Genomic DNA, 24,670 nt, shown 5'->3' with positions numbered 1-24,670 from the left:
AATGATTATGTCTTAGCTGCTTAGTTTACTGCTCTTCGGGGGTAAAATATTCAGCATCTCTGAATGGATTTTTTCAGCGGCAGTATCCAGTCTGTCCTGTATAATACCGGCATCATTAGACCTGTAAACGATTCCAATGTGATAATCTATCGGAATAAATTTTACAACCTCTTCACATTCAAAATGACTGTAATCAGGCTCTTTTTCCTTAATCAAGGCCACGATCAGTCCTGAATAATATCCTGTAGGAGGAGAGATATGATAATTTTTACCTCTTAAAAGGGCATTTTCGATCCTGGCCCACTCTCTCCAGATATTGATGGTGCTTGAAGCTTCCACCAAATCAGGAATATGGGCGCCGCCCACTCTGGAGGAGGTTTCAAGGAAATACCATTTTCCGTCCTCTTTTCCCCGGATAAACTCTGTATGGGTAGCCCCATTGATCAGGCCGAAATTGGAAAGTACTTTGGCATTAATTTCTTCAAGATCCTTGAATTCCTCAGAGTATCTTCCCAGCGTTTTAGACCTGAACACACCTCCTTCGTGAGAAACCTGCATGGGAGGAGCCAGATATTTGGACGCCGAGGTAAATACCACTTTTTTATTAAATGTCAGGCTGTCTACATGATAAACATCTCCCGGTTTAAAACTTTCGAGTAAAAAAAGATGACGTTCTTCACCAAGGGTGTCCAACGCTTCATGAAGCTGCTCTTTAGAGGTGATTTTCTTAATTCCCGAGGCCGAAGCTTCTGACCGGGGCTTCAGTACCCAGGGAGCCGGAATTTTGCCGGCAAAGCTGTTGACCTCATCATCATTGAATATAGCCGTAAATTCAGGCACATTGATCCCCGAATCTTTTGCTTTCTGCCGCATAGCGAGCTTATCCCTGAAATAACGGTGGGTCGTCTGTCCCATTCCGGGGATTCGGAAAGTTTCCCTTATTAAGGCCGCCTTTTCCACATCATAATCATCCAGAGCTACTACAGCATGCAACTTCCTGGTTTTCATCAAATGGGAAAATCCCTGAATGAGATGTTCAAGATTCCAGACTGAAGGCTTGAGTTCAGGCATGTAAAAAACTTCATCAATAGCATGCCAGGGCCAGTTTTTTTCTTTAAGATTTTCTGATGTTATTAAGATTATTTTATTACCGAGCTTCTTCATTTCGTCCATGAAATCGTAGCCCTTGTAATAGCACGAAATACATACAATAGTTTTCTCCTCCATATAATGTTTTTTTAAGTTTAGTGAATTTTCAAAAATAAATGCATTTCTTTATTGTTTGATTAATATCAAAAATCAATATATGGTGCGGTTTTGAAAAATCTCTAATCAAGTATACAGAGATTTTTTGTAAAAAACTAATTTTTAATGATAATTTTCGATTAAATCCACCAGGAGCTGAACCCCAAAACCGGTTGCTGCTTTTTCCTTGGCATACCCTACATTTCCGAAAGCTACACCGGCAATGTCCAGATGGACCCATTTGGTGTGGTTTTCAATGAATTGCTCTAAAAATTTAGCCGCAATAATACAGTCTCCGACCGGTTTCATGGAGAGGTTTTTCAGGTCAGCTACATCAGACCGGATATCATCTTTCCAGATGTCCCAGAGCGGAAGATTCCAAAGTCTCTGATTCGTCCGATCTCCGGTTTTTATCAACAGGTTTTTCAGGTCTTCATTATTGGAGAACATCGCGCCGCAGGTATCCCCGAACATCCTTACTGAACTTCCTGTCAGTGTGGCCAGGTCGATTAAGAAATCGGTCTTGTAGTTTTTGGCAAGATAGGAAAGTCCGTCTGCAAGGATCAGCCTGCCTTCGGCGTCGGTGTCCAGAACTTCAATTGTTTTTCCGTTGTATGCTGTAATCACGTCACTTGGCAGCAGAGCCTTTTCGGAGATGGCATTGTCGGTAACGGGAAGTACGGCAATGATATTGACAGGAAGCTGCATTTCTGCAGCATAGATCAATGTGCCCAGAACAGCAGTAGCTCCTCCCATATCAGACTTCATATAATGCAAATTGGCAGAGTTTTTTAAAGAAATACCGCCTGTGTCAAACAATATACATTTGCCAACCAATCCGAAAGTTTTGGCATTTTTAACAGAAGTTTTGTACTCTAAGATTGTGAAAGCCGCATCATAGGCACTTCCCTGATTCACGGAAAGATAAGCACCCAATCCAAGCTCCTCACATTTCTTTCTATTAAAAACAGTGTATTTTAACTCATGTTTTTTGGCCAGATTTTTAAGATACAGATTGAATGTATCGGGTTTTTTAAGATTGGCAGGCTTGTTCAGCCACTCCTGGCAGGCGATTTGCCCGTTGCCTAAGGCTTCCGATTTCAGACTGATATGGTCTAGCTTTTTCTGGCTTAAATTTTCAAAATGAAGCTCAAATTTCGGGTTCCAGAAAGCATGCTTTTTCTCAAAAGGGTAATTGTAGGTTCCTATCAGAAGGCCTTTTACAAACTCTTCAAATTGTTTTTCATTCATGAAATCTGCCAAAGCCAAAGTAGGAACCGCTTGTAACTTTTCCTTTAGGGTTTGTGAAAATTTTACGGCAACCTGCTGTATTTCGAAATTTTGTACAGTGGATTCTCCCAGGCCAATAAAATAAGTAATGCCTTCTTCATGGGCGTTGATAAAAACCTCATGCTTCTTTCCCGTGAAAAAAGTTGAAATGTTTTTACTGAAATTTTTATTGGATTTTGTCCATTCTTCTTCCGTAAACAGTTGAAAAACCTGGGTATAATTTTTATTTTTTTTATTGATTAATTTCATACGTTTAATTTTTAATGCTTTGTTGTTGAGGCTTTACTTCCACAGGATTTTCCGTATTGTCGTAGAACAGCCATTCGATCGCTCTGGGAAATTCCTGCGACCAGTAAAACTCGTTGTGGGTACCCTCAGGATTGATGCTGGTTCTGAATTCAAAATCAAAAAAGTTTTTCTTTTCCCACCTCTTTAAATATTCTTCAAAGATCCGGATTCTTTTTACCATTTTAGAACCTTCCTGGCCGCCGCCATAGAGGTAGATTTTCGTTGTAAAAGGAACCTGGAAATTCATCATGGGAAAGTTGTTATTCGGCTCCACCCAGAGAGAAGGGGAGAATATTAATAATTTAGAATATACCTCAGGATAAAGAAAACCGCTGTAGATACTGATAAGGGCTCCCAGTGAGCTGCCTCCGATACCCGTATTCTCCCGGTCTTTTTTGGTGCGGTAATTTTCATCTACAAAAGGCTTCAGGGTATCCGTGATAAAACGGATATACTTTTTCCCTTCAGAACCATTGGCTATATGATCATTATCAAAAATATATTCCCTGATCCTGTCTTCGCTTCCATGCTCTATGGCGATGATGATGATGTCTCCACGTCCGTATTCTGCAAGGATAGACAGCTTTTTATCAATCTCCCAGTTTCCGAAATCGCTTCCTTCATTGAACAGATTCTGAGCGTCCTGAAGGTAGAGTACAGGATAACTTTTATCAGATTGATGGTAGTTGTAAGGTAATAACGCCCAAACTTTGCGGTAACGGTCGAGCTGGGGAATATAAAATTGTTCAGAAATCACTTCGGCAATGGGAGAAAATTCATCTTTGAACGGTCCCCAGTTCAGCCTCCATTTGGCTACGGTGTCAGAGGTTTTTTTTGCCGATTTTTTCGCTTTTCGGTTGGGGGTGATGCTTCCATATTGATCCAGTTCAACATTTTCCCAGCCTCCTTTGGTAAATTTATACTCAACTTCATCCGGAAGAACAGAGGTTTCTATTTCTATAAAGTAGTGGGAGGAATCCTCCTGCATAAGCTGGAACTGATAGTCTTTAGGGTTCCAGTTATTGAAGTTTCCGGTAATAAACACCGGTCTTTCGTCTTTTTCTTCTGTATAAAGCTCAAACCTCATCATACCTGTTTAATGTAAATCGATGGCTAAATTTATAAAAAAGATTGTTTTAAAATCATAAAAAAATGAGTGGAAAATGATATATTTGATAGGTGTGGGAACAAAAGAAATTGCCTTGACAATTATTTGATTAATAATTAACCGCTGTTGTCGGGATTTTTCGTAGTTTCAGAGAAAATATTAAAATACAATCAGACCTTGATGAATTCTGTTAAAACCTATACCCTTTTCACGGATCATGATGTGTATCTTTTCAAAGAAGGTAGGCATTATAAGCTGTATGATAAGTTTGGAGCGCATTCTGTGGAAAAAGAGGGAGCAAAAGGAGTTTATTTTTCGGTCTGGGCCCCCAATGCTAAAAAAGTTTCCGTCATAGGGAATTTTAACAACTGGAATCATAAAGACCATATTTTATATCCGAGATGGGATGAATCGGGAATCTGGGAAGGATTTATAGAGGGATTGACCTGGGGTACCCTGTATAAATATGCGATTGAAACAGCAAGAGGTGAAATTCTGGAAAAAAGTGATCCTTATGCATTAAGCTGGGAACAGAACAGGCAGGCTGCTTCTCTTGTATCTACTACCTGGTATGAATGGAGCGATCAGGAATGGATGGAAAGCCGCTGGAGGCAGAATAGCCTGAAAGCACCTTTGTCTGTTTACGAAATACATCTGGGCTCATGGCGGAGAGATGAAAATGATCCTGCTCGGTTTTTAAATTATAGGGAGATCTCAAAAAAACTGGTTCCTTATGTAAAGGAGATGGGCTTTACCCACGTTGAACTGATGCCTGTTATGGAATATCCTTATGATCCGAGTTGGGGATATCAGATTACCGGGTTCTATGCGGCAACTTCCCGTTTTGGATCACCGCAGGATCTGATGTCTCTGATTGATGAACTGCACAAAAATGGAATTGGGGTTATTCTGGATTGGGTTCCGTCCCACTTTCCGGGAGATGCCAATGGTCTTCACCGCTTTGACGGCTCGTACTTGTATGAACATGAAGATCCAAGAAAAGGCTTTCATCCTGATTGGAAGTCCCATATTTTTAATTACGGGAGAAATGAGGTTAAATCTTTTCTTATTTCCAACGCGATGTTCTGGCTGGACCGATATCATGCAGACGGACTGCGTGTAGATGCGGTAACTTCAATGCTTCATCTGGATTATTCAAGGAATGAAGGGGAGTGGGAACCTAATATATACGGTGGAAATGTCAATCTTGAAGCCAAAGCTTTTCTCCAGGAATTCAATACAGCAGTTTATAAGGAATTTGGAGACCATATTATAACCATAGCTGAAGAGAGTTCCGATTTTCCGATGCTTACAAAGCCTGTCCATGATGGAGGGGTCGGTTTTGGAATGAAGTGGATGATGGGCTGGATGCATGATACTTTGGATTATTTTAAAGAAGATTTTGCCAACAGGAAATATCATCATCATAAGCTCACATTTGCTTCCATGTATATGTATAATGAAAATTATATGATGCCGCTGTCACATGATGAGGTGGTGCATGGCAAAGCCAGTTTAATTTATAAAATGAAGGGCGATGAGTGGCAGAAGTTTGCGAATCTTCGTACCTTGTATGTCTATATGTTTACCCATCCGGGAGCAAAGCTGCTTTTTATGGGTGATGAATTCGGGCAGACCGGTGAATGGAATTTTACCCAGAGCCTGGATTGGCATTTACTGAACTATCCTGTTCATAAAGGATTACAGGAACTTGTGAAAGAGCTGAATCATCTTTACAGAACTGAATCTGCCTTTTATGAGAATCAGTTTGATCAATCCGGTTTTGAATGGATAGAAGCTGATGACCTGGAAAATTCAGTCTATGTATACCTAAGGAAAGGGGAAAAGCGGGATGATGCATTGATGGTGGTTCTTAACCTGGCTCCAAGGGTTTTGGATTATAAAATTGGTATTCCTGCAGGAACGCATTGGGAGGCTGTCTTCAACTCTGATGATGAAAAATACAGTGGCAGTGGAGTGGATCCTGTAATATTGGAGGAGCATTATGAAGAGTGGATGGGCCATCAAAAATCAATGACTCTAAAACTTCCGCCATTGGCGGGGATTATTTTGAGACAGAAAAAAGATAAAAAGTATAAATTACACAGAATTAAACATAAAAGATAAAATGGTTATTTATCATTTAAGCACAGAATGTTATCCTATAGCAAAAGTCGGAGGTCTTGCAGACGTGGTCGGGGCTTTGCCGAAATATCAGAATAAAATAAAAGGAGTAGATGCCAAAGTAGTAATGCCTTGGTATAACAAAGCTTTTATTTACAACCACGAATTTGATGTTGTTTTTGATGGGTTGATCCATCAGGGTCCCAATATGTTGCAGGTTCAGGTAATGAAAGAGAAAACCGATGCGTTGGGATTTGAATTGTATATGGTTAAAATCCCGGGCCTTTTAGACAGGGAAAATCCATATGGTTACCAGGACGAAAGTTTTCAGTTTCTTGCTTTTCAGCAGGGGCTGCTGCATTGGCTGTGCGCTATGGAGATCAAGCCGGATGTGCTGCATTGTCATGACTATCATACAGGATTGGTTCCTTTTATGGTGGAAAACTGCCCTGATTTTAAATTTTTAAAAGGGGTGAAAACAATAGGAACCATTCATAATGGGGAATATCAGGGAATGATGAGTTGGAATATGGCACAATATATGCCTTCTTTTGATCATTATCAATGGGGACTGATGGACTGGAACGGGTTGATTAATCCGCTGGCGAGTATGATTAAATGTTCCCACGCTTTTACAACGGTTTCCGAAGGATATCTCGAAGAGCTCTTTATCAGTTTCAGAGGGCTGGAAAGTCTGGTAAGGCAGGAATTCAGTAAGGCCTACGGAATTATCAACGGTATTGATACCGAAGTCTGGAATCCGGAAACGGACCCGATGCTGGATTTTAATTTTACAATTCAAAATGCAGTCGCTCAAAAGAAAAAAATAAAGAAAAACTCTGTAAAGAATATGGTTTAAAACCTGAACTTCCACTGTTTGCCTTTATCGGAAGATTTGCAACGGAAAAAGGAGCTGATCTGATGCCAGATGTCGTATGGCGAAGCGTTAAGCAGAGTTATGGGGCATTAAACATTATGATTCTTGGCTCAGGAAATACATATATAGAGAATAAACTGAAAGAATATGAATATACCTATTCTAATTTTGCGTTAGATTTGGGATATAAAGAACATCTTTCCCATAAGATCTATGCCTCGGCAGATTTTTTGCTGATGCCGTCAAGAGTAGAGCCATGCGGGCTGAACCAAATGTATTCCATGAGATATGGCACTGTTCCTGTGGTTAGGTATACCGGAGGGCTGAGAGATACTGTAGAAGATATTTCAACAGGCGGAGCAGGACTGAATTTTACCTATCCGGGAGTAGATGATATTGTTCATGCGATGAATAGGGCTTTGGAGATTTATAATCAAAAAGGGGTTATGGAAGATTTGATCCATGCCAATATGAATTTTGACTTCGCATGGGAGAAATCTGCGGAGAAATATATAGCTTTATATAACAGTTGATCCCGAGAATTTTTTTGTTTCGGACACGGTTGCTGCTGTTTCGTGTAGAATGAAAGGCAGTAATGAAAGAATTTGATATACAGGATCATTAATTGTTGTACATGGCATGTAGACACCAAAAAAAACAGTAAATTAATACAATAAAACGCAAGATATTTATGAATCGAAATGTAATCTCCATTGTTTTAGGAGGCGGCAGAGGGACTAGATTATTCCCGTTAACGTATTCAAGGTCAAAACCGGCTGTACCTATCGCAGGAAAATACAGGCTGGTGGATATTCCTATTTCAAACTGTTTGAATTCAGGATTGAACAAAATCCTGGTATTGACACAGTTTAATTCAGCCTCTCTAAATTCACATATTAAAAACTCTTACCACTTTGATATTTTCAGCAAAGGCTTTGTCGATATTTTGGCAGCCGAGCAGAATGTGGAAAATGATAGCTGGTATCAGGGAACGGCAGACGCTGTACGTCAGTCGATGAAGCATCTTGAGAAATATGATTATGACTATATTCTAATACTTTCCGGCGACCAGCTTTATCAGATGGATTTCCGGGAAATGCTGAATTTTCATATTGAAAATGGAGGCGATCTTACCATTGCAACCATTCCCGTAAATGCTAAAGATGCAACCGGTTTTGGAATCTTAAAATCCGATGATGAAGGAAATATCACTTCCTTTTATGAAAAACCGGATTATGATATGCTGGAAGGCCTGAAATCTGAAGTTTCGGAGGAAAATAAGCATAAAGGAAAAGATTTCCTGGCTTCGATGGGAATTTATATTTTCACTAAAAATATTCTTAAAAAGATGTTTGAAGAAGGAGCTGGAGATGATTTTGGGAAAGATATCATTCCAAGTTCCATTGGGAAATATAAAACCCTGAGTTATCAATATGAGGGCTACTGGACAGATATCGGAACCATTGAATCTTTCTACGAGGCCAATCTTGATCTTTGTCAGGATTTCCCGCAGTTTAATCTTTTTTCGTCTTCTCCCATCTATACAAGAGCGAGAATGCTTCCGCCGTCAAAAATCAACGGATCTTATGTCAGTAAGGCTGTATTTGGGGACGGATGTATCATCATGGCCGATAAAATTGAAAACTCCGTTATTGGAAACAGGACGAGGATCGACAAAGGAAGTACTATTGTCAATTCTTATGTAATGGGAGCCGATTTTTACCAAAATACGACAGAGATTGTCATGAATGATAGGAAAGGACGCCCGAATATGGGAATCGGAAAATACTGTTATATTGAGATGGCAATTCTGGATAAAAACTGTTATATCGGTGACAATGTAAAAATAATTGGAGGAAAGCATCTTCCGGACGGAGATTATGGAACTCATTCCGTTCAGGATGGAATCGTGGTCGTGAAAAAAGGCGCAGTACTGCCGCCGGGAACGCATATCGGTTAACTTTTTGTCATGGTATTTTTACTGTAACATTAATGACCCCTTTGGGAAAATAGACTCAGATATTACCTGCCAATAGATGGCTAAAAAAATAAGAAACCTAAGCAGGCTTCTTATTTTTTTTGGCTTTACTGTTTATTATTTGGAAAATAAGGTCAGTGAATATTCCAATTCAGGGTCTTTTTGTTCTTTTAATGATCTTAAAAAATAAGTATTGTCAACAGTATGATCAGGAATTACCCCTTTACAGTTGGCTACATTTTCTTTATCATTATGATTGAAGAAAATTTCCGTTCTGGGAATAGAAATGACAGCTTTGGTATTAGGAAGCCTGTACGTAAGAAACCATGCTGCTGTAGTGAAGTTGCTGCAGGAGCCGGTCTCTTTTCCTACAATTTCACCTCTTTTTTCAGTTTTGAATAGGGAAGCAAAGTAGGTGGCAGCAGAGAAAGTACGGTTGTTGGTCAATAGTATGGTCTTTCCGTCAAAAAACAATCCGTCTCTCGGATAGCTTTTTATATAGGTGTTGTCAAGCCTTGAATTACCGAAATAATAATCCCCTTTTTCTGCCTTGTCAAACCGCTGTCTCATAAAATTATTTTGGTCTGAAATATCCTTGTCAGAATAATAACGGCTGGTCTGGGGATCTACTAAATAATCGGTATAATTGATGTCAACCACCTGAGTTCCATATTTATATTCATTATTGAAGTTTTTGTCTTGAGCGATGAAAGAATACAATAAAGGTACATTGCTGATAGCGCCGCCTGAATTATTACGGATATCAATAATCAGTTTTTTAGACTTCAGATCCTTTATTTCCTGAAAATATTTTTTTAATCTTTCATAAAAGAAACTTTCATCATAAGAAAAGGATTTTACAGACAAATAATACGTTTCCGGATCTATTTGATATCCATAAATTCCATAACTTTCTGAAATCAGGTCAATCGGTAATACAGCATGTTTGCTTTCATAATAAAACCGAGAATATTTTATCCCGTTTACCTTGATGGTTTTCTCGTCTCCCTGTAGCGTTTTATATTGTATTGTAAAATCGCTGGGACGGTTTTTCAAAACAAAAGGAATATAGAACGACATATCTACATCTTCCACTTTAATATTTCCATCTGCTGCTTTGGGAACTGCATTTAACAGGTTTGATGTACTTACGTCGTTAACTTTAAGAATCTGGCTGCCCGCCTCAATATGGTGGCGGTTAGCTCCGTTTACATATAATTGGCCGTTGTGTACATAGGTTTGAAGAGGAAAAAAATGGATGGAATTTAAAATATCCTCAAAATAATTGGAATCGGCACTAAAAGCACTATGTCCATCACCAATTATTCTGGTAGGATTATACATAAGCAGACTGGTATAGCTCGGATCTTTTTTAATGGCATGGCGCAGAGAATCTATTTTTTTTGCGACCGTTTCTTTGCTGTGGAACCTGTAAGGGTTAGGATGTTGTTTTTGAATGATATCAACGGCAATATCGAAGTCTTTGAGATATCCGTCTTCAGGAATTTCTGAAATTGAATATTGACAAAAACCCATGGAAGAGAATAAAATCAAAGGAAATGCGAATAACTTCTTCATAGAATAAAAATTAAAAATTAAGGTTTCCTTTGCATCAAAATACATACCATGCCTTCCTTTGAAGTATTTGATTTTAATCAGTAATTCAATACTTTTAAAAAAAAATAATTTTTCAAATCCATTCATATATTGGTCACTTTTTTTATTTGTATTACTTTTGCGTGATGCGTATTTTTAAGATCTTAGCTTTTATTATAATTCTTGTGGGAGGAGTGTATGCTGCTTCCATGTATTATTTTGTGGATGAAAGTAAAAACTTCACCATTGAAAAAGAGATTGATTATCCTGTGGATAAAGTCTTTTCACAGTTTAATAATCTTCAGCACTTTACGAGATGGAATAACTTCTTTACCAGTTCGCAATCTATTGATATTGATTATTATACGCCCTACGAAGGAGTAGGAAGTGCCATCAGCTATGTAGATCCTAAAAATGATACCGATGGAGAGATGTTCATCCGGTATGAAAATCCCAATAAGACTTTAAAATATCAGCTTTTTGAAGATAGAAACGAAAACCCCACGCTTGTCGATGTTAAATTCAAACCCGTTTCAGCTGAAAAAACAAAAATTATATGGTACGTGCATACTCCAAAACTTTCTGTTTGGAGAAGGGTGGAGAACTTTTGGACAGAAGACCGGTTTGCTGAGAATATCAACAAAAGTATGATCAATCTGAAGAATGTTTTAGGAAACAAGGTGGAGAAAGATAACCAGATGGCAGCGATCAAATATGACAGTCTGATGGTGGAAAATGAAGAAGATAAACTGCTTCTTGGGATCAATGTAAGCACTTCAAATAAGAAAGATGCCCTTTACAAAAATATTGTCATGAATTATAACAAGATATATAATTTCGTAACGATGGATCTTGGGAAAAAAGATGATGAATTCGGATATCCGGTTTTAATGACGGATGCCGATAATTATAAAGACAAAGAAGTTTCCTATTTTCTGGGAATTCCGCTTTCCAAGAAAATTGGGGTCACAGACAATAATTTCAACTTCAGAACGGTCAATCCGTCTCAGAATTATGTGATGTACTACAAAGGCAGTTATGAGGGAAGAATCAAGGCCATTCAGCAGCTTATTCAGAAAGCAAAGAAAGATGAGATGCGTTTTGGGGATATTCGACAGACTTTCATTGAACGTCCTATGGAAGGACAAGAGGTGAACATGAAACTCTCATTATCAGTGTTTAAGTAAATTTTTTTTTCTTAATTTTTTTTAACGGTTTGAGACTGTTCTAAGTCGGTTTTTTTTATTAAATTTGAAGATTAATTCTACAAATAAATTTTAATAAATAGATAAACTGTAATAATGGACAGATTTTCATTCCTAAACGCAGCTCATTCTCAGTTAATTGAGGATTTATACCAACAGTACTTAAAATTCCCGGATTCTTTAGAACCATCATGGAAAGCTTTCTTTCAAGGCTTCGATTTTGCTTTAGAGAACTACGGTGATGACGATAACATTCAATTTATTCAGGCTTCGGCCAACGCTGCCCCGGCAGTACAACAGATTTCTCAGGCAGTATCAAACGGAGAGGTTCCTGAGCACATCAAAAAGGAATTTAAGGTGGTAAACCTTATCGAGGCGTACAGAACGAGAGGACATTTGTTTACAAAAACAAATCCGGTAAGAGAAAGAAGACATTATACACCTACTTTAGATATCGAGAATTTCGGTCTTTCCAAAGAGGATTTAAATACAAAATTCAACTGTGCGGTTGAAACAGGAATGAAAGAACCTGCTACTTTAGCAGATTTGATCAAACACTTGGAAAATATCTACTGTGATTCTATCGGGGTAGAATATACTTATATCAACAATGTTGAAGAAAAAGATTTTATCAAGAAATGGCTTCAGGTAAACGAAAACCATCCAAGTCTTTCTGCGAATGAAAAAACAGAAATCTTATTAAAATTAAACCAGGCGGTTGCCTTTGAAAATTATCTTCACACAAAATTTGTAGGACAAAAAAGATTCTCATTAGAAGGAGGTGAAACATTAATCCCTGCATTGGACCAGTTGATCTCCAGATCTTCTCAGTTAGGAGTAGATGAAGTAGTGTTAGGAATGGCACACAGAGGAAGATTAAATGTATTGTCTAATATTTTCGGAAAATCATACAAGCAGATTTTCTCAGAATTTGAAGGAAAAGAATTCGAAGAAGATGTATTCTCAGGTGACGTGAAATATCACTTAGGATCCTCTAAAAAAATCAAAACAGCTTCAGGAGAAGAGGTAAGCATTAACCTGACTCCAAACCCTTCTCACCTTGAAACCGTGGCTGCTCTTGTAGAAGGAATCTGCCGTGCAAAAATAGACGATAAATACAAAGATTATTCTAAAATATTACCGATTATCATTCATGGTGACGGGGCTATCGCCGGACAGGGGATTGCTTATGAAGTAGCACAAATGATGACATTGGAAGGGTACAGAACGGGAGGTACTGTTCACATCGTTGTTAACAACCAGGTATCTTTCACCACGAACTTCCTTGATGCAAGATCTTCAACCTACTGTACAGACATTGCAAAAGTTACGGAATCTCCTGTAATGCACGTGAATGCGGATGATGCTGAAGCGGTAGTACATGCGATTCATTTTGCAGCAGACTATAGAGCGAAATTCGGAAAAGATGTTTATATCGACCTTTTAGGATACAGAAAATATGGGCATAACGAAGGGGATGAGCCAAGATTTACTCAGCCTAACCTGTACAAAGCCATTTCTAAGCACCCGAATCCAAGAGAAATTTATAAAGACAAATTGATCAACGACAGCGTGATCTCTAATGATATCATTAAAAAAATGGAGGTGGATTTCAAAGCTCTTTTAGATAAGGATTTTGATGCTTCCAAGGAAATTGAGAAAAACGTGATGGACGTATTCATGTCTGAAGATTGGGTAAATTATCCTATCGGGAAGAGAGGAGCCGTTCAGGTACCGGTTGATACAAAATATGACTTAGCTAAGCTGAAAGAACTGGCCGTTAAAATGTCAACGCTTCCTGCTGATAAAAAATTCATCAATAAAATTACCAGACTTTTCGAAAACCGTATCAAAGCGATTGAAGGAGATTCATTAGACTGGGCATTAGGAGAGTGGTTAGCGTATGCGACACTTCTTGTGGAAGGACACAATGTAAGAATTTCCGGGGAAGATGTTGAGAGAGGTACATTCTCCCACAGACATGCTGTAGTAAAAACAGAAGATACGGAAGAAGAATATATTCCGTTAAGACACGTATCAGAGAACAGATTTGATGTATTCAACTCCCACCTTTCAGAATACGGTGTTCTAGGGTTCGATTACGGATATGCAATGGCATCGCCTAATACATTGACCATCTGGGAAGCTCAGTTCGGAGATTTCGTAAACGGAGCCCAGATTATTGTTGACCAGTATTTGGCCGCTGCAGAAGAAAAATGGAAAATCCAGGACGGGTTAGTAATGCTATTGCCTCACGGTTCAGAAGGCCAGGGTGCAGAACACTCTTCAGCAAGATTGGAAAGATTCTTAACACTGTGTGCGAATGAAAATATGGTAGTTGCTAATATTACTTCACCTGCCAACTATTTCCACTTGCTGAGAAGACAGCTGAAGTGGGCATTCAGAAAGCCATTGATCGTAATGAGCCCTAAATCTTTATTGAGACACCCTAAAGTGGTATCTCCCCTTGAAGATTTCGCAAACGGTTCGTTCCAACCGATCTTGGATGACCCTGCAGCAGATCCTAAAAAAGTAGAAAAATTAGTTCTTTGTTCAGGTAAACTGTACTTCGAGTTATTAGCGAAGAAAGAAGAATTAAACTGTGAGAATATTGCATTGGTAAGATTTGAACAGTTATATCCGCTTCAGGCAGATGCTATTGAAGCGATCTTCAGTAAATATGAAAACAGAACCCAATTGGTGTGGGCTCAGGAAGAACCTGAAAACATGGGAGCTTGGTCTTATATCTTAAGAAATTTCAGAGATACGGGAATCCAGGTGGTTGCTCCTGTACCAAGCGGTGCTCCGGCTCCAGGTAGCCACAAAATGTTTGAGAAAAACCAAAATGCAGTGATCAACAGAGTTTTTGATAGAGACGATGCCCCTGCAAAAAGACCCGTTACAGCGTAATTAAATAATAATCAATTAAAAAATAAAAAATACTCGATATGTCAGTTTTAGAAATGAAAGTTCCTTCACCGGGCGAATCAATTACAGAAGTTGAAATTGCAACTTGGCTTGTAAAAGATGGTGATTATGTAGAAAAAGATCAACCTATCGCTGAAGTAGACTCAGACAAAGCAACTCTTGAATTGCCGGCAGAACAAAGTGGTGTTATTACTTTGAAAGCAGAAGAAGGTGAGGTGGTACAAGTAGGTCAGGTAGTTTGTTTAATTGATATGGATGCGGCTAAACCAGAAGGTAGTGCACCTGCTGCTGAAGCTCCAAAGCAAGAAGAAGCTCCAAAAGCTGCTGAACCAGCAAAACAGGAAGCTCCAAAGCCGGCAACTCCGGCATCAGCTACACAAACTTACGCAACCGGAGCTCCGTCTCCTGCCGCTAAAAAAATTCTTGATGAGAAGGGTATTGATGCAGGACAGGTTTCAGGAAGCGGAAGAGATGGAAGAATCACTAAAACTGATGCTGAACTAGCTGCTGTTCCTGCATTGGGAGGAAACCCTTTCACTACTACAGGAGCAAGAACGACGACAACGACAAAACTTTCTGTTCTTAGAAGAAAAATCGCTTCAAGATTGGTTTCTGTAAAGAATGAAACAGCTATGTTAACTACCTTCAATGAAGTAGACATGTCTGAAATCTTCAGATTAAGAAAACAATATAAAGAAGAATTTGCTCAAAAACACGGAGTTGGACTTGGTTTCATGTCTTTCTTTACAAAAGCTGTGACAAGAGCATTACAGATGTATCCGGATGTAAATGCATCTATTGACGGAGACTTCAAAGTAAACTATGATTTCTGTGATATCTCTATTGCTGTTTCAGGTCCTAAAGGATTAATGGTTCCTGTATTGAGAAATGCAGAAAACATGTCTTTCAGCGGAGTAGAGGCTAACATTAAAGATCTTGCCACAAAAGTAAGAGACGGTAAAATCACTGTTGACGAAATGACTGGTGGTACTTTCACGATTACAAATGGTGGTACATTCGGATCTATGATGTCTACACCTATCATCAACCCTCCACAATCTGCAATTTTAGGAATGCACAATATCATTCAAAGACCGGTTGCTGTGGACGGACAAGTAGTTATCAGACCAATGATGTACGTAGCGATGTCTTATGACCACAGAATTATTGACGGAAAAGAATCTGTAGGATTCCTTGTAGCCGTAAAAGAAGGTATCGACAATCCTGTTGAAATATTGATGGGAGGTGACGAAAGAAAAGGCCTTGGATTATAAATTTTAATAAAATTATAATATAAATATAGAATCTCGCCTTAAAAAGGGCGAGATTTTTGTATTTATTAAGAAAATACTACGATGATGTTTTCAAAAATGACTTCCAATATCAAAGTTTCAGTCATTCCTGAATATGATATTAAGAATAGTTTTCCATCCGAAAACCGTTATGTTTTTAAGTATAATATAACCATAGAAAATGACGGAAGCTTTCCTATCAAAGTACTTAAAAGAAAATGGTTAATTTTTGATGTCGGATTTGGATATACTGAGATTATAGGCGACGGAGTAATCGGTTTGACTCCGGAAATAGGAACAGGCGATAATTTTGCTTATTTTTCAAATGTAATGCTTCGGTCCGGAGTAGGGAATATGAGCGGAAAATACCTGGTTAAAAACTTGGAGACACAGGAAACGTTTGATATTGATATCCCAAAATTTAATCTGCTGTCGGAAGTGTTAAGCAATTAATCATTATATTAAAGAAAGTAAGAAGTGCAAAATCTACTGGTCATCGCAAAAGCTTTAGGGAAAATACAGTCGCTCTCGGATCGATTATAAGGGAGTTTCCCGGTCATTTGTATTTCTTCTTAAAGCTTTTTAATTTTTGCTTTCATGTGCTCGTGGATTTCATCATTGCTGGTAAGAAATAATTTTTCAAAAGCCAATAAAGAGATCTTGGCACAGGCTTCGGCATCATCCCCGGCCCGGTGGTGATTTAGACTGATCTGATGATATTCTGAGAGAGGTTTCAATCCATATTTTGGAAGGTAGTTCCATGATTTTTTAGCCAGCTGTATACTGCACAGATAATTTAGTTTTGGAGTAAACATTCCATAATGTTCAAGGCATCCTCTTAACACACCTGCATCGAAACTGGCGTTATGGGCAATCATCAATGTTCCGTACATTAATTCTTCTGCTTCATACCAGATTTCATCAAATGTGGGTGCATCTTTTACATCTTCCGGCTGTATTCCGTGTACTGCAACATTGAATTTATTAAAATATGGAAAGCTGGGCGGTTTGATCAGCCAGGTTTTGGTTTCTACAATTGTAGAATTCTGTACCACACAGATCCCCATCTCACAAGCTGAACTTTTTTCGTGAGTTGCTGTTTCAAAATCTATTGCGCAGAAATCCATTGTTAAATTGTATGTTAATTGTTATATTGTGGCTAGTTGCTGGTTGTTAGTTGCTGATTCAAGATTTAGAGTTCAAGGGCCAAAGTTGTTTAAAATTATAAATTTTTCAGATCAATGAGCCATTGGCATCACAAAAATTTGTATTTATTTCCTTAATTCCTACTGCTACAACTGGTTCTTACCTCCTAAAAAATGTTTAAAAATTAACCATTTAGACTGGTAAAATCGGTCTTTCTGATATGGTTGACGGAGTTTCCATGTCCCCGGAAGCTGTGCATAGAATCCGAAATGGGCCCTTACCACTGCCCAGAGATGAGGAAAACCCTGTTTTAATCCAAAATAAATTCCCGCCACTCCATCTAAACAAAGCCTGAAGAATATAAGTCCTATTAACCTTGGAAAAGGAAGGTTTTTAAGCATCATGGACAGGTTGTTCCTGATATTCAGATAGGTTTTTTGGGCACTTTGCTTGTTTAATGTTCCGCCGCCTACATGATATACTTTTGATTTTCCTGTGTAAAAAATCTTTTTTCCTGAATTGATCAGTCTCCAGCAAAGATCAATTTCTTCCTGGTGCGCAAAGAATCTTGCATCAAAACCATTTTGGTCCCAAAAATCTTTTGAACGGATAAAAAAGCAACATCCGGAGGCCCAGAAAATCTCTGTCTCATCGTCATATTGTCCTTTATCCTCTTCCAGATCGTCAAAAACTCTTCCTCTGCAGTAAGGATAGCCCAGATTGTCAATCAGCCCGCCGCCGGCACCTGCAAATTCGAATTGATTTTTATGCTGATAAGATAAAATTTTAGGCTGTACTGCTGAAATATCCGTATTCTTTTCCAGAATTTCTAAAACCGGCTCTATCCAGTTTTCAGTCACTTCTACATCAGAATTGAGAAGACAGTAATATTCATTGTTAATTTCTTTTAGACCTTCATTGTAACCTCCGGCAAACCCATAATTTTTATGATTTTCAATTACTTTTACCGTTGGAAAATGAGCGTTTAAAAACTCTATAGAATCATCAGTTGAAAGGTTATCAATGATGTAAATCTCTGCATTTTGAGAAAATTGAACCACACTTGGAAGAAATTTCTCAAGCCAGTTTTTACCGTTCCAGTTTAAGATCGCAACTGCCAGTTTTTTCTGCATGTAAGTCTATTTTTATTCAGAATCAAAAGTTTTGATAGAATCCTGGTATTTCCATTTTCTGTGTGACCACAGATAATTATCCGGATGTTTGTGTAACGTGTTTTCCAACAACATATGGAACTTTTTTACCACTTCATATTCTACAAACTTTTCGTTGTCCGGATATATTCTGTAATAATTGACCTGGTAATATCCGCGCTTTACTTTCTTCATTTCACAGTAGATGAAAGCAAGATCCATTCTTGTTGCCAGCTTATCATAGCCTATGAAAACAGGAGTTCTCTGATTGAGAAATTCTAATCCGTAATTGACATGAGAAAAATGCGGGGTCTGATCTGCAACAAACATATAAATAGAATCACCGTCATTTTTGTTCCTGAAAATATTAAGAATCACTTCATTGGCTTCCAGTGCCTCATTCCCGAATTTATTACGGACCTTCTTCATCTGGTTTTCCCAGAAATCACTGTTGACTTTTCGATACACCGGATGGCAATGTTTCTGGGGAACAATCCTTGCCAAAGCATTGATCCATTCCCAGTTAAAAACATGTCCGGCAAGCAGAATGATATTCTTACCTTCCTTTTGGACCTCGTGAAACAGATCCTGATTAATGTGCTGCATTCTTACCCGTGATTCCGTTTCGGATATGCTGAAAGACTTTATCGTTTCTACCAGGTAATCCGAGAAATTACGGTAAAACATCTTTCTTATCCTGTTGATCTCCTCTTCGGATTTACCGGGAAAGGAATTTCTTAGATTTTGGGTAATGACTTTCTTTCTATAGCCTACTAAATAATAGTTAAGAAAAAAAATAACGTCCGAAAAAATATACAATACCTTAAGCGGAAGTTTGGAAATGAAGTATAATATTTTGATTAGGAAATTCATAAAACACGCAAATTTAGTGATAATAAAATTATGGTTCTATTTTTGTAGGGGGATAAGTATTATTTTTTTATTTTTATATTATGAAAAAATTGACATTAATAGCTTTTCTGGGGTTAAGTACTCTTGCCTTTGCACAAAAGGATGTAAAAAGCGTACCTGATGGGGGGAAGCAAAAAACGGCACTTATCGTTCCGGCAGATTATAAAGAATTAGAAGCTAAGAAAAAAGCTGGTGAAGAAAAAGCCAAGCTTCCTAAACCGTATGATCCGAAGGCGGATGCTGTAGCAGATATTAATAAATTGGTTGCCCAGGCTAAAAAAGAAGGTAAAAACATTATGATCCAGGCTGGAGGAAACTGGTGTATCTGGTGTCTCCGTTTTAATAATTTTGTACAGACAACTCCTGAACTGAAGGAAATTGTAGATAAGAATTACGTCTACTATCACCTGAACTTTTCTCCTGATAACGAGAATAAGAAAGTTTTTTCTAAATACATTAATATTAATGAAAGACAAGCATACCCGTTTTTTATTATTTTAGATAAAAATGGCAAAAAAATTCAAGTTCAGCAGAGTGAAGTTCTTGAAGATGGAAAAGGCTATAGTTTTGAAAAAGTAAAAGAGTTTTTAGAAAAATGGAAACCCAGTTAAAATATCAACCCCTTTCAAAATTTGAGAGGGGTTTGTTTTTTTTATTAATTGCTTGCACATAATTCTACGTGTATTGCTCCTCTTCCATTAGCATCATAACATGCAGCACCTCCAGAATAACTGATACAAGAACTGCATGAACTAACATATACTATTGATCCATCAGAACAAGAAGAAGCACATGATTTCCCTCCTGAAATTGAACTTAATCTTTCACGAGATAATTTTTTTAAATTTTTCATAATGTTTTATTTGTTGGTTAACAGATCTAAAATTACAATATTATTTTAAAAATTCTCTACTTTGGGATTTAATTACATTAATTTCTTTACCCAGCTTAGTTTTTTCTCAGAATAAGGCGGATATTTTATATTGGGTTCACCCCAGGTGGCTTTTTCAAGAACCGATTTTTGATGCGAGAAGGTTTCAAAACCATATTTACCATGGTAATTTCCAATCCCCGAGTTTCCAACTCCTCCAAACGGCAGGTTGTCATTGCTCAAATGCATTACCGTATCATTGATGCAGCCACCTCCGAAAGACAGTTTTCGGGTAAAGCTCTCTTTTTCTTCTGAATTATTAGTGAAAAGATAAGCCGCCAGCGGTTTTTCAAGTTCTGCAATAGCATTGAGTGCGGCATTGTAACTCTGAAAGCTGATGACAGGCAGGAGCGGACCGAAGATTTCTTCCTGCATGATTTCGTCATTCCAGTCTATATGATTCAAAATTGTAGGTTCTATGTACAGTTTTTCTTCAATGAAATTTCCTCCGGAATAGAGCTTTTCTTGATCAATAAGACGTATAAGGCGCTGAAAATTTCTTTGGTTAATAATTCTTGTGTACTGTTCAGAATCCGGATCGTATCTGAATTCTTTGATGTATTTCCTGAGCATTTCCAGAAACTGTTCCTGAACGGTTTCTTCCACCAGCAGATAATCCGGCGCCACGCAGGTTTGCCCGGCATTTAAAAACTTTCCCCAGACAATTCTTTTAGCCGTTATTTCGAGATTGGCATTTTTGGTCACGATAGCCGGAGACTTTCCACCCAGTTCAAGGGTTACAGGGGTAAGATGCTCGGCTGCTGCTTTGTAAACAATTTTTCCGACTTTTGTACTTCCTGTAAAAAATATCTTGTCAAATTTTAGCTTCAAAAGCGCAGTGGTTTCATCAATACCTCCTTCATACACGTATAGATATTCAGGTGGAAAATTTTCATTAATGATCGATGCCATAGCCTTCATCGTATTTTCTGCGATTTCACTGGGCTTAAGAATACAGCAGTTTCCGGAAGCCATTGCCGCAACAATAGGAGAAAGTGATAGCTGATAAGGATAATTCCAGGCTCCGATTACCAGAACGCAGCCCAACGGCTCTAAGTGAACTTTGCTGTTGCCAAGCTGATTGACCAGATTCGTACGTACTTTTTTGGGCTTGGAAAGCGATTTTAAATTTTTAAGGTAATAATCAATATCATTCAGAATGAAGGATAATTCTGTGGTGAAGGTATCAAATTTAGACTTTCCAAAATCTTTGGTAATGGCTTCATACAGCATATTTTCATTGCTGATGATCAGATTTCGGAGTTTTTCAAGATACATTTTTCTAAAAGCCAGATTTTTGGTCTGCTGTGTCTTAAAAAAATCTCTTTGATCCTGTAAAATTTTTTTAATGTCCATGCGAAAGCTTTTTGATTAAACTTGGATACGGGTTTGATATTGCTGTTGAAAAAGTCAACAATAAGCCGGCCAAAGTTGAAGGATTGATGGAAGCAGGAAGCTGTCTGCCGGGAGTACGATCAGTTGGCTCATCAGTGGCAGCCAGCTTTGAGATTAAAAGGCAGAGAGAAAACTAGGAAGCGGGAAGTACTATTTGTATATTGATAATCAAAAGTTATTGATTTTAAATAGCCTGGATTAAAATAGAATAGCAGTTCAATCCTTCAGAATATCCAAAAACTTCGATCTTCCAGCCTCCAGCTTCATTTCTTATCATACTACATAATATTTCTGACCGCTATTTTTACCGGATGGTAAAGGAGTAATAAAAGTGCTGTAATTAACGCTAGCCAGAACAATCCTGTAAAAATTTCCATATTGGAAAGGAGAATAGACTGCGCCGTGATTTTCGCTTTAAAAGCACCTGCAGTCATAGACAAAGACTCATTCACCGGGAGTTTGGCCATATGAGATCCGAAAAGCTGATTCCACTGGCTGTAAAAAACAGGATTGGTGTCGGTAAAGTTTGCACTGAGTGTATCTGAGTGCTTCAGCGTTAAAAATAATATTAAATTCTGCATTAAAGCATACCCAATCGCTGTAGTCCAGAATCTTGTGGTGGTTCCTAAGGCTGTTGCATTCGCTACATACTCTTCCGGCATTCCTGAGATGAGAAAGAAAACCAGTGGTGTAAATAGTAAGCCTTGTGCCACTCCCTGCAGAAATAAAGGCGGACAGATCGTAGAAAGCGTCGTGTCGGGGTAAAAAGTATAGGTAAACCAGGCACAGTCTGCTGCCAGTAACATAAACCCGGTAAAGAAGACGATTCTGGATGAAACGCCCCGCATCAGGCAGATCCCTGATAGAAATACTCCCATTAAAGTTCCTGCAACATTCCAGTACTGAATATTGACAATATAATCCCATGGCCATTTCCATACGGTTGCCATTATACTGTATACATTATTCAATCCTGAACGGATCAGGTAGAAAATGAAAAACAGAATCATGCCTGCAATGACATTTCTGGAGCTGAAAACCTCAAAGTGAAAAAGAGGTCGCTTAGAATTTCTCTGTTTAAGCATAAATAATCCTCCGGAAAGAAGAAAGATGAAAAGACACAGGATGATCGTATCAGATTCAAACCACATCAGTCTCTTTCCGTAGATAATAGCATAGCTTCCGGATTGAAGACAGACCCAAAGCAGAAACCAGCTTGGGATATCCAGCTGATACAAAGGTTTTTTAGGGAAAAATCTGTTTTTATTAAAAATGGCTATTCCAATGATGAGAACAAAAACATGGAAGTACACCATCATCAAAACCATATGCTGGAAATCATAATTTTCAATACTTGATTTTAACAGGGAAGTGGTTACTGTTCCTCCTGTCAGCATAATGGCATACATAAAGAGGTAAGCCAGCACTTTAGCGTGTTTTGTTTTTAATTCTGCGATGATGAGCGGAAGGAAAATGGCTCCCTCCAGCAGCCCAAAGATTCCTTCCAGAAACCGGATCACTAAAATGACATGATAATCATTGGTAACCGACAGGACATAAAGAATGATCACAGAAATTGAAGACATCAGCAGAACATAGTATTTTACGCTGAAATACGCCATAAACCGCTGTAAAACTAAAAGGGTAACCACGAATGTCCCATACATCAAAATCATTAAGTATTGGATGTCGTCTGAATCTACATCCATAAAAGAAGAGGTGAAGGCGCTGTTGGAATGTAAGAGCGACAACAACATCAAATGGGGAAACAGGGCCAGGATAAGAAGCGGCAGTTTCAGCCATTGTGGTACCCATTTATGATAAACTGTATTGTGTTGCATAATTTTTTGAAAGCATTAAACGAAGAATGCTGAAAAGGCAGATGAGCAAATTCGCAGCTGTGTCTGAATTTAAAAATGCGAAAAGACAAAAGAGCAAGGTGTAAAAGTAAAAGGTAAAATGGCAAATATGCATAAGAAAAAATTAGCAGATTCGCTATTTCGCAGTCTTGTCTTTTCGCTAAAAAAATAATTTAATTGTAAAGTCTGAAAAGTATTGATTTTAAGGTAGTTTTCAAATCAATAATTTTGTACTCTAATACTCTAATACTCTAATACTCTAATACTCTAATACTCTCAAACCCTCCCACACTCAAACTCATATCTTCTTCGCACTCACCAGAACATTCATTCCGGAAAGTAGCTTTTCATTCTCTTTATTGTTGTCAAGAATAATTTTTACAGGAAATCGCTGCTCTATTTTTACAAAATTTCCGGTGGCATTATCTGGTTTAACCAATGAAAACTGTGAACCTGAAGCAGGGGAAACGGAAACGATTTTTCCTTTAAATTCAATATCAGGGAACGCATCAGCCGTAATGATCACTTCCTGCTTCTGATCAATCTGTCCAAGCTGGGTTTCCTTATAATTGGCGATGATCCATTTTTCTTTGCTTACGATCTGCACCAAAGCCTGGCCTTCCTTGATCAGCTGGCCTTCCTGAATTGTTTTTTTTCCCACCCATCCATCATAAGGAGCTGTAATCACTGTGTACGAAAGGAAAAGCTTAGCATTGTTCAGATTGGCAGCACTCTGCTGGATCTGGCTTTTGGCGGGAGCTACCTTTGTCTGCTGTTCATCAGCTCCGGCTCTGACCGCATTTTTCTGCTGATCCAAAGCCATAAGATTGGCTTTAGCCTGTTCGTAAGAAGCTTTTACATTTTCAAATTCCTGTTCTGTAGCAGCATCTTCATCCAGCAGGTTTTTGTATCTTTTATAATCCTGTTCGGTTCTCCAGATATCAATTCTGGCAGAAGCTATTTTGGCATCAATGATCTTGGTGTCACTTTCTTTGGTGTTTACCCCGCTTTGAATGGTCGTGATACTTTCAGTGTTGGCATGAAGATTGGCTTCAGCTACCTTAACCTGGTTGACGAATTCTCTGTTGTCAATCACAATCAATGTATCTCCTTTGTGTACAAATTGATTTTCATTGAATTGTATGGTTTTAATAAATCCTGAAACCTTACTGGATACAGGGGTGATATATTGTTCGATCTGAGCATCGTTGGTCGTTACATTTTTTCTTGAAAAAAGATAAAAACTTACCATTCCCGTAATTCCACTGATGATCAGGATCCAGGCCAGTAAAGTAATTGTCTTGTTGATTCTTTTTTCCTTTTGTGTCAGTTCTTTCTTTGCCAT

At 38.2% G+C, this 24,670-nt stretch carries 21 protein-coding genes; 10 read left to right on the top strand and 11 right to left on the bottom strand.

What is annotated here, in order from left to right; translation table 11 throughout:
* Positions 1–12: 12 nt before the first annotated feature.
* The 3 genes from MUW56_RS00540 to MUW56_RS00530 form a co-directional block, all read right to left on the bottom strand.
* A complete protein-coding gene (locus tag MUW56_RS00540) occupies positions 13–1,227 on the bottom strand; it encodes an ATP-grasp domain-containing protein (protein ID WP_292011346.1) in 1,215 nt (404 codons plus the stop codon).
* Between the two features lie 141 nt (positions 1,228–1,368).
* Positions 1,369–2,784, bottom strand: coding sequence for a M17 family metallopeptidase (locus tag MUW56_RS00535; RefSeq protein WP_292011345.1), 1,416 nt, complete (start codon positions 2,782–2,784; stop codon positions 1,369–1,371).
* Positions 2,785–2,788: 4 nt separating this feature from the next.
* The gene (locus tag MUW56_RS00530) at positions 2,789–3,913 is read right to left on the bottom strand and encodes an alpha/beta hydrolase-fold protein (RefSeq protein WP_292011344.1); all 1,125 of its coding nucleotides are present in this window, start codon (positions 3,911–3,913) and stop codon (positions 2,789–2,791) included.
* A 198-nt stretch (positions 3,914–4,111) separates the two neighbouring features.
* Here MUW56_RS00530 and glgB point away from each other — a divergent pair, with 198 nt between their 5' ends.
* The 4 genes from glgB to MUW56_RS00510 all read left to right on the top strand — a co-directional run bounded on the left by glgB (position 4,112) and on the right by MUW56_RS00510 (position 8,892).
* Positions 4,112–6,058, top strand: coding sequence for a 1,4-alpha-glucan branching protein GlgB (glgB, locus tag MUW56_RS00525; protein WP_292011343.1), 1,947 nt, complete (start codon positions 4,112–4,114; stop codon positions 6,056–6,058).
* A gap of 1 nt (position 6,059) precedes the next feature.
* Positions 6,060–6,914: a glycogen synthase gene (locus MUW56_RS00520; protein ID WP_292011342.1), complete on the top strand. Its 855-nt coding sequence runs from the start codon at positions 6,060–6,062 to the stop codon at positions 6,912–6,914.
* Positions 6,915–6,928: 14 nt separating this feature from the next.
* Entirely contained in the window at positions 6,929–7,465 is a 537-nt protein-coding gene (locus tag MUW56_RS00515; protein ID WP_367118551.1) for a glycogen synthase, read from the top strand.
* A 158-nt stretch (positions 7,466–7,623) separates the two neighbouring features.
* Positions 7,624–8,892, top strand: a complete 1,269-nt coding sequence (locus tag MUW56_RS00510) for a glucose-1-phosphate adenylyltransferase (protein WP_292011341.1) — start codon at positions 7,624–7,626, stop codon at positions 8,890–8,892.
* A 135-nt stretch (positions 8,893–9,027) separates the two neighbouring features.
* On the opposite strand, the gene MUW56_RS00505 is transcribed toward MUW56_RS00510, so the two are convergent.
* Complete coding sequence (locus tag MUW56_RS00505) at positions 9,028–10,488, bottom strand: S41 family peptidase (RefSeq protein ID WP_292011340.1); 1,461 nt, start codon at positions 10,486–10,488, stop codon at positions 9,028–9,030.
* A gap of 164 nt (positions 10,489–10,652) precedes the next feature.
* Here MUW56_RS00505 and MUW56_RS00500 point away from each other — a divergent pair, with 164 nt between their 5' ends.
* The 4 genes from MUW56_RS00500 (at position 10,653) to apaG (ending at position 16,384) form a co-directional block, all read left to right on the top strand.
* The gene (locus MUW56_RS00500; protein WP_292011339.1) at positions 10,653–11,693 is read left to right on the top strand and encodes an SRPBCC domain-containing protein; all 1,041 of its coding nucleotides are present in this window, start codon (positions 10,653–10,655) and stop codon (positions 11,691–11,693) included.
* Between the two features lie 114 nt (positions 11,694–11,807).
* Entirely contained in the window at positions 11,808–14,621 is a 2,814-nt protein-coding gene (locus tag MUW56_RS00495; RefSeq protein ID WP_292011338.1) for a 2-oxoglutarate dehydrogenase E1 component, read from the top strand.
* A 38-nt stretch (positions 14,622–14,659) separates the two neighbouring features.
* Entirely contained in the window at positions 14,660–15,913 is a 1,254-nt protein-coding gene (gene odhB, locus MUW56_RS00490; RefSeq protein ID WP_292011337.1) for a 2-oxoglutarate dehydrogenase complex dihydrolipoyllysine-residue succinyltransferase, read from the top strand.
* Positions 15,914–15,994: 81 nt separating this feature from the next.
* Positions 15,995–16,384: a Co2+/Mg2+ efflux protein ApaG gene (apaG, locus tag MUW56_RS00485; protein ID WP_292011336.1), complete on the top strand. Its 390-nt coding sequence runs from the start codon at positions 15,995–15,997 to the stop codon at positions 16,382–16,384.
* A gap of 119 nt (positions 16,385–16,503) precedes the next feature.
* On the opposite strand, the gene MUW56_RS00480 is transcribed toward apaG, so the two are convergent.
* The 3 genes from MUW56_RS00480 to MUW56_RS00470 form a co-directional block, all read right to left on the bottom strand.
* Positions 16,504–17,058, bottom strand: a complete 555-nt coding sequence (locus tag MUW56_RS00480) for a 3'-5' exonuclease (protein WP_292011335.1) — start codon at positions 17,056–17,058, stop codon at positions 16,504–16,506.
* Between the two features lie 165 nt (positions 17,059–17,223).
* A complete protein-coding gene (locus MUW56_RS00475; protein ID WP_292011334.1) occupies positions 17,224–18,210 on the bottom strand; it encodes a glycosyltransferase family 2 protein in 987 nt (328 codons plus the stop codon).
* Between the two features lie 12 nt (positions 18,211–18,222).
* Positions 18,223–19,101 carry a lysophospholipid acyltransferase family protein gene (locus MUW56_RS00470; RefSeq protein ID WP_292011333.1) on the bottom strand — a complete coding sequence of 293 codons (879 nt, stop codon included), beginning with the start codon at positions 19,099–19,101 and terminating at the stop codon, positions 18,223–18,225.
* A gap of 80 nt (positions 19,102–19,181) precedes the next feature.
* On the opposite strand from MUW56_RS00470, the gene MUW56_RS00465 reads away from it, so the two are divergent.
* Positions 19,182–19,751 (top strand): thioredoxin family protein, encoded by a 570-nt coding sequence (locus MUW56_RS00465; RefSeq protein WP_292011332.1) that lies wholly within the window; start codon positions 19,182–19,184, stop codon positions 19,749–19,751.
* A 44-nt stretch (positions 19,752–19,795) separates the two neighbouring features.
* Here MUW56_RS00465 and MUW56_RS00460 read toward each other — a convergent pair whose 3' ends face one another.
* Both MUW56_RS00460 and MUW56_RS00455 read right to left on the bottom strand, forming a co-directional pair.
* Positions 19,796–19,993, bottom strand: a complete 198-nt coding sequence (locus MUW56_RS00460) for a hypothetical protein (RefSeq protein WP_292011331.1) — start codon at positions 19,991–19,993, stop codon at positions 19,796–19,798.
* A gap of 72 nt (positions 19,994–20,065) precedes the next feature.
* Positions 20,066–21,427 (bottom strand): aldehyde dehydrogenase, encoded by a 1,362-nt coding sequence (locus tag MUW56_RS00455; RefSeq protein ID WP_292011330.1) that lies wholly within the window; start codon positions 21,425–21,427, stop codon positions 20,066–20,068.
* Positions 21,428–21,438: 11 nt separating this feature from the next.
* Between MUW56_RS00455 and MUW56_RS00450 the strand changes: the two genes are divergently transcribed.
* On the top strand, positions 21,439–21,603 hold the full coding sequence (locus MUW56_RS00450; RefSeq protein ID WP_292011329.1) for a hypothetical protein: 165 nt from the start codon (positions 21,439–21,441) through the stop codon (positions 21,601–21,603).
* Positions 21,604–21,744: 141 nt separating this feature from the next.
* Here MUW56_RS00450 and MUW56_RS00445 read toward each other — a convergent pair whose 3' ends face one another.
* Together MUW56_RS00445 and MUW56_RS00440 are read right to left on the bottom strand one after the other, a co-directional pair.
* Positions 21,745–23,307 carry an MFS transporter gene (locus MUW56_RS00445; RefSeq protein ID WP_292011328.1) on the bottom strand — a complete coding sequence of 521 codons (1,563 nt, stop codon included), beginning with the start codon at positions 23,305–23,307 and terminating at the stop codon, positions 21,745–21,747.
* 316 nt (positions 23,308–23,623) lie between these two features.
* Positions 23,624–24,670: an HlyD family secretion protein gene (locus MUW56_RS00440; RefSeq protein WP_292011327.1), complete on the bottom strand. Its 1,047-nt coding sequence runs from the start codon at positions 24,668–24,670 to the stop codon at positions 23,624–23,626.

Origin of the sequence: Chryseobacterium sp. (genome assembly GCF_022869225.1) — a bacterium.
Taxonomy (GTDB): domain Bacteria; phylum Bacteroidota; class Bacteroidia; order Flavobacteriales; family Weeksellaceae; genus Chryseobacterium.
This window is presented reverse-complemented; position numbering and strand designations above follow the sequence as displayed.

Coding starts and splice junctions, on each gene's coding strand:
- MUW56_RS00540 (WP_292011346.1), bottom strand. CDS start 1,227: ATGGAGGAGAAAACTATTGTATGTATTTCGTGCTATTACAAGGGCTAC.
- MUW56_RS00535 (WP_292011345.1), bottom strand. CDS start 2,784: ATGAAATTAATCAATAAAAAAAATAAAAATTATACCCAGGTTTTTCAA.
- MUW56_RS00530 (WP_292011344.1), bottom strand. CDS start 3,913: ATGATGAGGTTTGAGCTTTATACAGAAGAAAAAGACGAAAGACCGGTG.
- glgB (WP_292011343.1), top strand. CDS start 4,112: ATGAATTCTGTTAAAACCTATACCCTTTTCACGGATCATGATGTGTAT.
- MUW56_RS00520 (WP_292011342.1), top strand. CDS start 6,060: ATGGTTATTTATCATTTAAGCACAGAATGTTATCCTATAGCAAAAGTC.
- MUW56_RS00510 (WP_292011341.1), top strand. CDS start 7,624: ATGAATCGAAATGTAATCTCCATTGTTTTAGGAGGCGGCAGAGGGACT.
- MUW56_RS00505 (WP_292011340.1), bottom strand. CDS start 10,488: ATGAAGAAGTTATTCGCATTTCCTTTGATTTTATTCTCTTCCATGGGT.
- MUW56_RS00500 (WP_292011339.1), top strand. CDS start 10,653: ATGCGTATTTTTAAGATCTTAGCTTTTATTATAATTCTTGTGGGAGGA.
- MUW56_RS00495 (WP_292011338.1), top strand. CDS start 11,808: ATGGACAGATTTTCATTCCTAAACGCAGCTCATTCTCAGTTAATTGAG.
- odhB (WP_292011337.1), top strand. CDS start 14,660: ATGTCAGTTTTAGAAATGAAAGTTCCTTCACCGGGCGAATCAATTACA.
- apaG (WP_292011336.1), top strand. CDS start 15,995: ATGATGTTTTCAAAAATGACTTCCAATATCAAAGTTTCAGTCATTCCT.
- MUW56_RS00480 (WP_292011335.1), bottom strand. CDS start 17,058: ATGGATTTCTGCGCAATAGATTTTGAAACAGCAACTCACGAAAAAAGT.
- MUW56_RS00475 (WP_292011334.1), bottom strand. CDS start 18,210: ATGCAGAAAAAACTGGCAGTTGCGATCTTAAACTGGAACGGTAAAAAC.
- MUW56_RS00470 (WP_292011333.1), bottom strand. CDS start 19,101: ATGAATTTCCTAATCAAAATATTATACTTCATTTCCAAACTTCCGCTT.
- MUW56_RS00465 (WP_292011332.1), top strand. CDS start 19,182: ATGAAAAAATTGACATTAATAGCTTTTCTGGGGTTAAGTACTCTTGCC.
- MUW56_RS00460 (WP_292011331.1), bottom strand. CDS start 19,993: ATGAAAAATTTAAAAAAATTATCTCGTGAAAGATTAAGTTCAATTTCA.
- MUW56_RS00455 (WP_292011330.1), bottom strand. CDS start 21,427: ATGGACATTAAAAAAATTTTACAGGATCAAAGAGATTTTTTTAAGACA.
- MUW56_RS00445 (WP_292011328.1), bottom strand. CDS start 23,307: ATGCAACACAATACAGTTTATCATAAATGGGTACCACAATGGCTGAAA.
- MUW56_RS00440 (WP_292011327.1), bottom strand. CDS start 24,670: ATGGCAAAGAAAGAACTGACACAAAAGGAAAAAAGAATCAACAAGACA.